This is a genomic window from Paraglaciecola arctica (assembly GCF_018861065.1).
Taxonomy (GTDB): domain Bacteria; phylum Pseudomonadota; class Gammaproteobacteria; order Enterobacterales; family Alteromonadaceae; genus Paraglaciecola; species Paraglaciecola arctica_B.
This window is the reverse complement of the sequence record NZ_JAHKQO010000006.1, coordinates 74559-86433: the sequence shown is the minus strand read 5'-3', so window position 1 is coordinate 86433 and position 11875 is coordinate 74559. Positions and strand designations below refer to the sequence as shown.

The window sequence follows — 11875 nt, the reverse complement described above, 5'->3', positions numbered from 1 at the left end:
AATGATATTGATGGTTAAAAATACTGAGTCCAAGTATCATTTTTCGCTGTTCAAATGTCAGACATTGATGTTTGCCGGTATTCTTAATACTAGGCATAACAGTGCTTATGCAAGGTTATTTCGTATAGGTATGAAACTCTGAGATATACCTTCCTCCTTTAATATTGGCGATTAGACGCAGCGTGTAACTTTGTCCCGAGCGACCGATTAACTTTCTCAAATCCGTTTCTGCATGCCAGTAATACGGACTTTGAATCATACCTAAGGGATAGGGAGTGGATTGGTTATTCTCATCTACCAAAAACAGTGTTGCGCTGTCCAACGGAAAAGTCGAATTGACCGTTGTAAAATTATTTTTGTCGAAGATATTTACTTCGAAATCACCGGATTTCAGGATGCACTTTTGATTGATGACATCACAGTTTTCAACAGGTAATAGCTGGATCACTTTTTCTTCTTCAGCTAAGCCCTCTTCATAATAATCAGCAGCAATATATCCAATTACAGCCAAAATTGGTGCCACCATCAATGCCGTTCTTGTATGTTTATTCATTTTTTATCTTTTTTATCGCGTTAATTAAGGGTGAAGATCGAACATTAAACCACAGTGTTTTTATTAATTTTATAGACAGTGTTCGAACACTGTCTATAAAATTAATAAAAACAAAGGCTAAAGAGAATGACTCTTCAGCCTTTAGACTGTTTAGAATAACATTTAGTGGTGGCTGATTGCGCCTGTACCACCTGGGCTACGCATGTTTTCAACCAAGTCTTGCACATATTTAGGTGCGGGTCCTGTAAACTGAAGTACCACAAACGCGATACCAAAGTTAACGATTGCGCCCACTACACCAAATGCATTGGGTGAAATCCCAAAGAACCAGTTTGGCGCCATATCACCCAAGAAGGATGTGCCTGGAATAAACATAATACCTTTGTGTTGGAATACGTAAAGCATTGTAATACCTATACCAGAACACATACCTGCTACTGCTGCGGTGCCACTCATCTTTTTAGAGAATATTCCCATCATGAGTGCAGGGAATATTGACGCAGCGGCCAAACCAAATGCCAGCGCCACCGTTCCTGCGGCAAACCCAGGCGGATGCAACCCCAAGTAACCGGACACTAAAATAGCCAATGTCATGACTATACGCCCAGCCAGTAACTCGCTTTTCTCAGTCATATCTGGTGTCAATACACCTTTCATTAAATCATGAGAAATGGAGGACGAAATAGCCAGTAACAATCCAGCGGCGGTAGACAGTGCAGCAGCTAAACCGCCAGCGGCTACTAATGCAATGACCCAGTTAGGTAAGTTAGCAATAGCAGGATTCGCTAGTACCATAATATCATTGTCAACCTTGACCATTTCATTAGTCGTTTTGTCAGCAGAATATTGAATTTTACCGTCACCATTTTTATCTTCAAATTCTAATAAGCCTGTTTTTTCCCAATCTTTAAACCATTGCGGACGTTTTTCATACTCCAAATGTTGACCGGCTGTTGGCTCAATTGTATTCATCAAATTTAGACGGGCCATCGCACCAACAGCGGGAGCAACTGTATATAACAGTGCGATGAAAACTAACGCATAACCTGCCGAAGAACGGGCGGCTTGTGCCGAGGGAACAGTGAAGAAGCGCATAATAACGTGCGGCAAACCAGCAGTACCAATCATTAGTGACATGGTGTACGCAAACATATCTAATGAACCGTTCATGTTGCTTGTGGTGTATTCTTTAAAGCCTAATTCAGTCACAACTAAGTCCAGCTTATCAAGCAAATATATGCCACTGCCATCGGCCAGTGTTGAACCTAAGCCAAGTTGCGGTATGGGATTACCGGTTAGTTGGAAAGAGATAAATACCGCAGGAATGGTGTAAGCAAAAATCATCACAACGTATTGTGCTATTTGTGTATAGGTAATCCCTTTCATACCACCGAGCACGGCATAGAACCATACAACGGCCATACCTATGCCTAAACCTAGTCCATAGTCGACTTCTAAGAATCGCGAGAAAGCCACTCCGACCCCTTTCATCTGCCCGATGATATAGGTTAACGAAGCAAGAATTAAACAAACAACGGCAACGATGCGCGCTGTTTTCGAATAATAACGATCCGAGATAAATTCAGGTACGGTAAACTTACCGTGTTTGCGCATGTAGGGAGCGAGTAACATCGCTAATAACACATAACCACCAGTCCACCCCATTAAGAATACAGAACCCCCATATCCTAAAAAGGCAATCAAACCTGCCATAGAGATAAATGACGCTGCACTCATCCAATCGGCACCGATAGCCATGCCGTTTTGCATGGGGGTTACGCCACCACCTGCGACATAAAAGTCACTGGTTGATGCGGCTCTAGCCCACCAAGCTATAGCGAAATATAAGGTGAAAGTACCAAAGACTGCGATATAGGTATAAAGTTTTAATTCATCCATTATGATTCATCCTCAGACTGATATTTTTTGTCGAGACTATTCATTTTATAGCCATACCAAAAAATCAAAGCGACAAAAATATAAATTGAACCCTGCTGTGCGAACCAGAATCCGAGCTTGTATCCACCAAGACGAAACTCGTTCAGTGGTTCTACTAATAACAAACCAAAGCCAAATGATACGATAAACCAAATGACGAGACAGATTGCAATTAGGCGCAGGTTTTCCTGCCAATATGTGGTCTTCTTTTGCATATTATTCTCCTAGCACTGCATGCTATTTTATTTATTACATACGCCGTTTTTGTGATAACTTCATTTCTAGAGAAAAAGTGTATATATCGATATGCGGTCAAGTATTTCCTGTTACAAAGATAAAAACTACTCTTAACAATTCATATACAACTCTAACTGTCGTCAACACTAGCAAGCTTTTTTTTTTTCAGATATACCACCTTGGTCTTATACGACCTTTTACCTGTTGACTTAGTGGCTGAGTCGTCCCAAATTAGCTGTATACGAGATAAAAACACTGATAGAAAAGTAACCAAAAGGTCTTAATATGGACGATGAGTTGGCTGAAATTACTGCTTTTGTCGCAAGCATTCCACCCTTTGATTTATTATCAGAACCCTTGCTAGGCAAAGTGGTTAGAGAAATCGACATTTGTTATTTAAGGGCGGGTGAACACTTATCATCTGCCGATACTGAAAACCCGCAATTGTACCTAGTGCGTAAAGGTGCGTTGCGCTACTTAGCGGCAAATGAGGAGTTAACTGGAAAGTATTGTGACGGTGATGTTTGCAGCATTTTCTGCCAAAAAGAAAATATAACCACTCCTCCTTGTACTGTCATAGTGGATGAGGATGCACTCGTTTATCGTTTGGATTTTATTGCGCTCAAAGCATTGCTAATCGATGCACCTGAGGCAATTGAGTTTTTAGAAAATTCATCTGAACAACGACTTCAAAGCAAAAAGAAAAAACTCAGTGAGGACGCAATTGTATCCTCCTCAACAAGTCATACCTCAGTTGCTGACTTTTATCACTATCCACTGGCCACCATTTCACCTAGTGCTTCTATTCAAGATGCAGCAATTAAAATGACTGACAAAGAGGTTTCTTGTCTAGTCGTTGTGGATGAAATGTCGCAATTTGAGCCCTCGAGCGATGCACAACTCGGCATCATTACTGACAAAGATATCAGGCGACGTTGCGTTGCAGTCGGTTTGCCTATTTCAAACCAAGTAAGCGACATTATGACGCTAGACGTTGCCACCATTGATATAAAGTGTAGTGCCTACGACGCATTAATTGCCATGACCAGTAAACATATTCACCACCTACCGGTAACCAAATTCGGTAAGCTTGAAGGCATGGTTAGTACCACAGACTTAATCAATAACGAAGAACATAACGCTGTTAACATGACCAGTATTATTCATAAAGCTAGCTCTATTTCGGAGTTAGTTAGGGTGAGTAAATTGTTGAAAAAATTACAACTTAAGCTTACTAAGTTGGGTGCAAATGCCGACCATATTGGCAAAAGCATCAGTGCAATTACTATGGCATTTACACTACGCTTAATTGAAATGGCAGAACAAAAGTTGGGCCCCGCACCGGTTCCCTATGCTTGGTTAGCAGCTGGATCACAAGCAAGACAGGAACAGCTTGCCCACTCTGACCAAGATAACGCCCTAATTATTTGCGACACAATGAAACCAGAAGATGATCACTGGTTTGAGGAACTTGCAACTTTTGTGAGTGATGGTTTAGCTGAGTGCGGATTTATTTATTGCCCAGGCGATATTATGGCGACCAATAAAAAATGGCGCAAACCACAGAAGAAATGGCATCAGTATTTTGATCTTTGGGTTGATAAACCTACAGCAAAAGCCTTGCTAAATAGTAGTGTGTTTTTTGATTTGAGCACCATCTATGGTGACGTTAGTTTACTAGAAAATGTACGCCAGAAAATGCTCGCAAAAACTCAAAGTAGTACCTTGTTTATTGCACATATGTCAGCCAACGCTTTAAGGTCAAGGCCACCTTTGGGGTTTTTCAGAGATTTTGTATTAATTCAAGACGGTAAACACAATGCAACTTTAGACTTAAAACACAATGGCATTGCCCCAATTGTTGACTTAGCCAGAATTTACGCCCTTAGCGAAGGTATTGCAGCTGTTAATACTGTTGAGCGGTTAACCCAATGTTCAGGAACTCAATCTCTGACCAAAGCTTCTGCCGAAAACTTAATTGCTGCCTATGAGTTTTTGACATCTGTGCGTTTAGAGCATCAAGGGAATCAGTTGCGTGAGGGCCAATCCGTTGATAGTTACATTGATCCTAAAGCAATATCGAAGTTAGAAAGAGAGCATTTAAAAGATGCTTTTAAGGTGATTAAAGCGATGCAAGATTATCGTCAATCTGCGGTTATTTAAGGAAACCTTTTGTTGTTTCTCAATAGTCTATTTGGTTACGAAGCGCGCAGAAAACGTCTTTTAAACAAAGTGCCCCAAGGGGCGCTCTATGATTTTCTGTCTGTACCCTTTCCAAGTGAGAGCACAGCGTTATCTGATCTGTCTATTGTGTCTGTGGATTTTGAGACCACGGGACTTAATGCAGCGACAGATAAACTACTTAGCGTAGGTTATGTCAGCATCGATAAACTGCAAATTAAGCTAAGTAGTTGTTACCATCAAATCATCCACATAGCTCCTCAGCTTGAACAACAAAATGTGATAATTCATCAAATTACAGATCAACAAAAATCTCAAGGAAAATCACTACAAGTGGTGGTTGAAACATTATTAAAAGCACTGGCAGGTAAGGTTATGTTGGTGCACTACGCGCAAATAGAGAAGCATTTTCTAAAACAAGCTTGTATAGAGTTATATGGCGTTTCACCACCTTTTATGATCCTCGATACCTTGGCGATTGAAAAACGTAAACTCGATCAAAGAAACATCGCTTATGATCCCCAAAAATTAAGACTTTCGACATTGAGGCATACTTATGCGTTGCCAAACTACTTTGCCCATAACGCGCTCAATGATGCGATCGCTACTGCAGAGCTGTTTTTAGCGCAGCAAAAATCTTATGGGATAACACTAAAGGAATTATTGTAATCGCTGTCTAGAACATTTTTTTGGTGGTTTTAGTCACTATTTGGCGGTTTAACTTAATAAATCGTATTTTGTATGCTTTTTTAATTTGCGTGTTTTTAAGTTGTTGATTTTAATGGGTAAAATGTTGGCTTTGAAATTGCTACATTGTTTTTGTTATTTATAACTCCCCAATGTATTTGGAATCAACAATTCGTAAACCTCTATTAAGGAGAATCAAATGGACGATAAAACTAAAAAAAGCTTAACTAACTTAGAAACTTGGAAACGCGGTCTATTTATGGTGCTTTTTGCCATCATTTCTGGAGTGGCGAAACTGCTCGTTACTTTAGTGGCTATTTTTCAGTTTATCACTGTGCTTTTTAAGGGGCAAACCAATGAAACTACACTCCCTTTAGGACAGAGTTTAAGTACCTATATCTATCAAATTACGCTATTTCTAACGTTCAACACTGATGAAATGCCATTTCCGTTTAAGGATTATCCTGATGGAGCACCTGAATCAAGTTCGCTTAAGGAAGAGACACAGAACAGCGAAGCTGAGGTGGTTACATCGGTTATCGATGATCAACCAGATCAGGAGAATAACGATACCGACGATAATTTAACCACTAATAAAACTTTGAGTGATGACGACCTTAAGGCTTAGAGTGAATCTATTGAACTTGTTTTTATAATACAGTCACAAGCTTCTTGGCATTCAGGCATAGGGCGCTGCTTATAAAACCCAACACTAAATTACTCCTAAGGGGGATTTAGTGTGCACAGGGTTGAGAAGTAATCAAGGCGTGATATTTAGGTATACAAAGGATTGATTGGTCGATGGAGCACTAGGATAGACAGAGTTAATCCACAGATGTGGTTTGATTGAGTTTGTTTAAAATCAACTGTGGTTCAGAAATGCCATAGCGCAACTTTAATTTGTTTATCACTTGGGGCTGTGACTCCATGAACTCGTTAATTTCATCAATTAACCAGATTTGCTGGATGGTTGATAGCTTAAATTCTACTTCTGAATGGGGCAATCTTGGGTCGAATCTAAAACCCTTAAATTCAGGGTTGTTGAGCATTTGATATTGGCTCACAAAGTAGTCAACTTCTGCAGCATCAACCCTATTCATTGCCAAAAGCTGTAACTCAGCTAAAGGAGTGGCTACTTGAATCAATTTTACTTTATTTTGCGCTATTAGATCTGCCCACTGCAGTTGCGGTGTAAAACCTAAAGGGATACTTAAGCGTTTGATAAAGTTTATATTTTTACCCACGCTTTGTGATCTAACCATCGTGCCACCTAAAGTGTTCACAACAGTATCACTATAATACTTACCTTTGGCGAAAGTTTGGTTATTGTTAAATAAGGGGTTGTCAGGATAAACCAGATCTATTGAGCCTTTCTCCAACTCTCTTTGCAGCCTCAAAACAGGCATTGGTTGGTAAGTAAATTGGTGTCCACTGTATTTGCTGAACTCATCTAAGACAGCCCAAATAAAGCCTTTGTCAGTCTCCGATAGAAAATTGTAATGGGGGAAATAATTGAAATTTTGTGAGGCGACAGTAAATTTTTCGGCCAAAACATGAAAATGCCAAAAACATAATAAAGCGATGAATAACTTAGACATAGATGAGTCCTTTTTTGCCTGAAGTATCTTTAGTGTAGCTTAGCCTAAATGAAATTTCTTAGAAGCAACTGCACTTCCCATTCAAATCGTTTGTGGTTTTAGTCAAACTGTATTTTGTTAACTGGCGATTTCAAACACCCTCAAAAAGACAGTGTCTATATCAAGCTAGAGTATTACTTGTTCCAATATATGAGTTTCACCTATGTTAACTTCTTGATTCTGTGTCACCGAGGTTTCAACACACAACATGGTTAAATAGCTATCATCAGCCATATCGTCCATGCTGATGGACTTTTGTTTCCAAGGGTTCCACACCACAATGCTGTCATGACCTGAAGAGAATATTTCGGTTGTTGTCTGCTCATCAATAATGCTGAGTTGTTTAGGTTGTTGCAAATGCACTCTGTCTGTTTCTTCACTAAATTGGTAAGGGTGTGGTGTATCACATATTTGGAAATCCCGAGTTTTGTCAGAATATTGCCCAGACAGCCCTCGTAACTCGCAGTGGTGGATATTTGATATTGCAAAATAACTATGGAGTGCACAATTGTAAGTTAAAGACTCGGCGCCAATATTAGTGGTGCGTAATTGTATCTTCAACTGATGACCAACAATTACTGATAGAGTGAGTTGGGCAGTTCCGCTCAACCCATCATCATTACTTGAATTGGGAGTTAATATTATAAGTGTGCCAGAATCCTTTTCTTCGGAACCTATAATTTCCCATGTTTGGGTGCGCACATAACCGTGAGCGGCGAGGTTGGTAGAAGTTGCATGAGGGCCAAACCATGGCCAACAAATCGGGATCCCACCACGAATGGGTTTTTTTCCGTCAAAAATGGCTTTTTCACTGACCCATAAACGCTCGCGATTATCGTGTTTGGGTATAAAGCTTAAAATATGTCCACCAAATAAGGAGATTTCAGCAGTGGCAAAGCTATTATCAATCTGAAGTAGCTGGATATTATTGCGGGTTACAATTTTTGCGGATTCTGTCAACTGCATGTAAATTCTCTATTTTTCTCATTGATGTGAACGAAGCGATCAAAAAAGGCGACTTAGCTATTGGCTAGTCGCCTTTCTATCATATCTTAGTCGTCAAAATAAAGACTAACTAAAGGTAAGCATTAACTAGAAGTTTATTTGCTAATATGTGCGACTAAATCTAATACTTTGTTTGAGTAACCAATTTCATTGTCGTACCAAGATACCAATTTCACAAAAGTATCAGTTAATGCAATTCCTGCTGTCGCATCAAAAATAGAAGTGCGAACATCACCAATAAAGTCCTGTGATACCACTGCATCTTCGGTGTAACCCATAATGCCTTGCATATCACCTTCAGAAGCCGCTTTCATTACTTCACATATTTCAGCGTAGCTAGCTGGTTTCGCTAAATTAACTGTTAAATCAACAACAGATACATCAGCAGTAGGTACGCGGAAAGCCATGCCAGTTAATTTACCATTTAATGCGGGAATAACTTTACCCACAGCTTTAGCGGCGCCTGTTGACGATGGGATGATGTTCTGTGAAGCTCCACGGCCACCACGCCAGTCTTTGGCAGAAGGGCTATCAACTGTTTTTTGGGTGGCTGTAGTCGCGTGAACTGTCGTCATTAAACCGTCTACAATTCCAAAATTATCGTTAAGAACTTTGGCTAAAGGAGCCAAACAATTTGTTGTACATGATGCGTTAGAAACAATATCTTGGCCAGCATATTCACTGTGGTTAACACCCATTACAAACATGGGCGTCGCGTCTTTAGATGGAGCTGAAAGCACTACTTTTTTAGCTCCCGCTTCGATGTGTTTTCGCGCGGTTTCGTCTGTTAGAAACAACCCTGTCGACTCGACCACTACTTCAGCGCCAATTGCTCCCCACGCTAAATCTGCAGGATTACGTTCGGCGGTTACGCGAATGGTTTTACCATTTACAACCAACTGACCGTCTTGAACTTCAACCGTGCCATTAAACTTTCCATGAGTAGAGTCATATTTAAGCATATATGCCATATAGTCTGCATCTAATAGGTCGTTGATACCCACAATTTCAATGTCGTTACGTTCACATGCTGCACGGAATACAAATCGACCTATTCGGCCGAAGCCATTGATACCTACTTTAATTGTCATGTCTTAATCCTCTGAGCTTTTCTAACCAATGTTAGAATAAATAATAGTTTAGAAAGGCGGTAACAGCCTTCTGAAATATAATTACAAAATTATGGACTAAATAGCAGAATAAGGCAAAATATTCACGAATATATGTTATTTAATTACAACATGGTCATTGCAAACGTATTCATTGTTAACAACTAAGGGTTTTCGCAGATAATGAATCATCAGGTCAATACGCCCTATAATGGTGAAATGCCTTTGCAAATTTTTACCGCGTGGTCTAACGGTAAACCTTAAGGTCTGTAGGCCCTAGTCATATAGTACAGAACAGGAATTAAATTTTAATGACATCTTCGTTACTCGAGCAACTGGTGGAATATCGTGGTATTGAATCTAACTACAACGATGCTTGGGGTAACCCAACCACTATAGAGCCTGAAACAAAAAGAAAGTTGTTGGCGGCTATGGGTTATCAGGTCAATGATTCAGATTTGTTGCTTAAACAAGTACAAGAAAATCATAATAAGGTTTGGTTATCTGTTCTAAACCCAGTGCAAGTATTGCGCGCTGAAGAACTTTTGCAGATTAGAGTACGGCTTCCAATCGAGCTAGTGACAGATGAATATGTGGCACATATCGATACTGAACTGGGAGAAGTATTGCAACACCGCTTTACGCCGATAGACGGGCAATTAATAGACGTGGTGCATATTGAAGAAATTGAATTTCAAGAGTATCTGATTGATGTCCCAATTAATCCACCTCTGGGATATCACAGCTTGTCGTTAGTCATTGATGACGATGTGTTGGGCACTATGCGACTTATTGTTGCCCCCCAATCCTGTTTCAAACCAAAGGCATTGACTCAAGGTCACAAAGTCTGGGGATTGAGTGTTCAGTTGTATTGTCTACGCAGTACACATAATTGGGGAGTTGGTGACTTTTCAGACTTGTCTTTTTTGATAGAAAAACTCGCTAAACAAGGAGCGCAATTTGTTGGGCTAAATCCTATCCATGCGCTTTATCCAGCTAATGCAAACGCGTGTAGTCCATATGGACCGTCGTCACGTCGTTGGTTGAACTTAATTTATATCGATGTCACATCCCTTGATGGATTTCTGCAAACCAGTACTCAAGAAGTGGTTTCTAGTGAGGAGTTTCAGCGTCAATTGCAGCAAGCAAGGAATGCCGATTTAGTTGATTATGAGCTAGTGACAAAATTGAAGTTGCAAGCTTTGGAAAAAGTTTTTGAGTATCAAAATAGCCAGTACCTAACTAAAAATACCAAGTTAAACAAAGCGTTCAAAGCATTTGTTGATGAGGGTGGCGACAGTTTGCAGACTCTGGCGGTATATGATGCGTTGCAAGAAAACCTAGCTCTAAAAGGAAAAGAGTCTTGGGGTTGGCCTGTGTTTCCCAAAGAGTTTTCAGACTTTCACAATCCAGCAGTCAAAACCTTTACGAAAAAACACGCTAAGCGCGTAAAGTTCTTTTTGTGGTTGCAATGGCATGCAGCGTTACAACTTGAGCAAGCGAATCAAGTCGCGAAACAAAACGACATGTTAATTGGATTATACCGAGATTTGGCCGTTGGCGTCAGTGAAGGTAGTGCAGAAATTTGGGGTAATAAAGACTTATATTGCACCGATGCCAGTGTTGGCGCTCCACCGGATATTCTAGGCCCCTTGGGTCAAAATTGGGGACTACCACCAATGGATCCTGAAAAACTCTATCAACAGCAGTATCAGCCTATTATAGAATTATTTGATTCAAATATGCGTGCTACAGGAGCGCTTCGTATCGATCATGTTATGGCGTTACTACGTTTGTGGTGGGTGGCAAGTGGTGACAGCGCGAAGCAAGGAGGTTACGTTTATTATCCGGTAGATGATTTGTTGGCAATATTGGCTTTAGAAAGTCATAGACATCAAAGTCTAGTAATTGGCGAAGATTTAGGCACAGTGCCAGAGGAAATAAGAATAAAACTGGCCGAAAATGGCGTGTATTCTTATCGTGTTTTCTTTTTTGAACAAGCTAAAGACGGTGGATTTTTCTCGCCTTCTCATTACCCTGAACAATCTATGTCTACTCTTACCACTCACGATATGCCAACCTTATCTGGTTATTGGCATTGTCATGATTTAGAGTTGGGTAAAGAATTGGGGTTATATCCAACTCAAGACATTTTAAATACGTTATATGACAGTAGGCATGAGAATAAGCAGTCTATTTTAGAAACCCTACATGGCCATCAATCGGTTAGTGAAGAAGTGGGTCGTGATGTGCATAACGTGCCAATGAGCAAAGCCCTAAATTTTGGTATGCAGTTACATATGGCTGGCGGCTCGAGTGAACTGCTTAGTTTACAATTAGAAGATTGGTTAGAAATGGATAAACCAGTTAATATTCCAGGTACCTTTAACGAATATCCTAATTGGCGACGTAAGTTAACACGTAATTTGCAGGACATTTTTGCTGACAGCTCATTAAATTCACTTGCAGCAAAGTTAACAGAGGCCCGAAAACTCGCCTCTAAGTAGAAACAGTTAGTGGCTCACTAT

At 40.2% G+C, this 11875-nt stretch carries 10 protein-coding genes; 4 read left to right on the top strand and 6 right to left on the bottom strand.

The annotated features are described in order from the left end of the window. Positions 1–115 precede the first annotated feature (115 nt). From KO534_RS01800 to KO534_RS01790, 3 genes are all read right to left on the bottom strand, one after another. A complete protein-coding gene (locus KO534_RS01800) occupies positions 116–553 on the bottom strand; it encodes a hypothetical protein (RefSeq protein ID WP_215926570.1) in 438 nt (145 codons plus the stop codon). A 162-nt stretch (positions 554–715) separates the two neighbouring features. Further along, the gene (locus tag KO534_RS01795; protein ID WP_215926568.1) at positions 716–2452 is read right to left on the bottom strand and encodes a sodium:solute symporter family protein; all 1737 of its coding nucleotides are present in this window, start codon (positions 2450–2452) and stop codon (positions 716–718) included. Next, positions 2452–2706, bottom strand: coding sequence for a DUF4212 domain-containing protein (locus KO534_RS01790; protein WP_215926566.1), 255 nt, complete (start codon positions 2704–2706; stop codon positions 2452–2454). Before KO534_RS01790 ends, KO534_RS01795 begins: the two co-directional genes overlap by 1 nt. A gap of 307 nt (positions 2707–3013) precedes the next feature. Here KO534_RS01790 and KO534_RS01785 point away from each other — a divergent pair, with 307 nt between their 5' ends. The 3 genes from KO534_RS01785 (at position 3014) to KO534_RS01775 (ending at position 6224) form a co-directional block, all read left to right on the top strand. After that, entirely contained in the window at positions 3014–4891 is a 1878-nt protein-coding gene (locus KO534_RS01785) for a putative nucleotidyltransferase substrate binding domain-containing protein (RefSeq protein ID WP_215926564.1), read from the top strand. A gap of 9 nt (positions 4892–4900) precedes the next feature. Then, on the top strand, positions 4901–5578 hold the full coding sequence (locus KO534_RS01780; RefSeq protein WP_252731904.1) for an exonuclease domain-containing protein: 678 nt from the start codon (positions 4901–4903) through the stop codon (positions 5576–5578). A gap of 217 nt (positions 5579–5795) precedes the next feature. Continuing rightward, positions 5796–6224 (top strand): DUF4389 domain-containing protein, encoded by a 429-nt coding sequence (locus KO534_RS01775; protein ID WP_215926561.1) that lies wholly within the window; start codon positions 5796–5798, stop codon positions 6222–6224. A 196-nt stretch (positions 6225–6420) separates the two neighbouring features. Here the strand turns inward: KO534_RS01775 and KO534_RS01770 are convergent, their stop codons facing one another. From KO534_RS01770 to gap, 3 genes are all read right to left on the bottom strand, one after another. Then, complete coding sequence (locus KO534_RS01770) at positions 6421–7194, bottom strand: hypothetical protein (protein ID WP_215926559.1); 774 nt, start codon at positions 7192–7194, stop codon at positions 6421–6423. A 165-nt stretch (positions 7195–7359) separates the two neighbouring features. Next, a complete protein-coding gene (locus tag KO534_RS01765; RefSeq protein ID WP_215926557.1) occupies positions 7360–8199 on the bottom strand; it encodes a D-hexose-6-phosphate mutarotase in 840 nt (279 codons plus the stop codon). Positions 8200–8333: 134 nt separating this feature from the next. After that, a complete protein-coding gene (gene gap, locus KO534_RS01760) occupies positions 8334–9329 on the bottom strand; it encodes a type I glyceraldehyde-3-phosphate dehydrogenase (RefSeq protein WP_215926555.1) in 996 nt (331 codons plus the stop codon). A 329-nt stretch (positions 9330–9658) separates the two neighbouring features. Here gap and malQ point away from each other — a divergent pair, with 329 nt between their 5' ends. Continuing rightward, positions 9659–11854 (top strand): 4-alpha-glucanotransferase, encoded by a 2196-nt coding sequence (gene malQ, locus KO534_RS01755; RefSeq protein WP_215926553.1) that lies wholly within the window; start codon positions 9659–9661, stop codon positions 11852–11854. Positions 11855–11875: the final 21 nt, after the last annotated feature.

What these genes read in the sequence shown, in the direction of transcription:
- KO534_RS01790 (WP_215926566.1), bottom strand. Translation starts at nt 2,706, where the DNA reads ATGCAAAAGAAGACCACATATTGGCAGGAAAACCTGCGCCTAATTGCA.
- gap (WP_215926555.1), bottom strand. Translation starts at nt 9,329, where the DNA reads ATGACAATTAAAGTAGGTATCAATGGCTTCGGCCGAATAGGTCGATTT.
- KO534_RS01800 (WP_215926570.1), bottom strand. Translation starts at nt 553, where the DNA reads ATGAATAAACATACAAGAACGGCATTGATGGTGGCACCAATTTTGGCT.
- KO534_RS01765 (WP_215926557.1), bottom strand. Translation starts at nt 8,199, where the DNA reads ATGCAGTTGACAGAATCCGCAAAAATTGTAACCCGCAATAATATCCAG.
- KO534_RS01770 (WP_215926559.1), bottom strand. Translation starts at nt 7,194, where the DNA reads ATGTCTAAGTTATTCATCGCTTTATTATGTTTTTGGCATTTTCATGTT.
- malQ (WP_215926553.1), top strand. Translation starts at nt 9,659, where the DNA reads ATGACATCTTCGTTACTCGAGCAACTGGTGGAATATCGTGGTATTGAA.
- KO534_RS01785 (WP_215926564.1), top strand. Translation starts at nt 3,014, where the DNA reads ATGGACGATGAGTTGGCTGAAATTACTGCTTTTGTCGCAAGCATTCCA.
- KO534_RS01775 (WP_215926561.1), top strand. Translation starts at nt 5,796, where the DNA reads ATGGACGATAAAACTAAAAAAAGCTTAACTAACTTAGAAACTTGGAAA.
- KO534_RS01795 (WP_215926568.1), bottom strand. Translation starts at nt 2,452, where the DNA reads ATGGATGAATTAAAACTTTATACCTATATCGCAGTCTTTGGTACTTTC.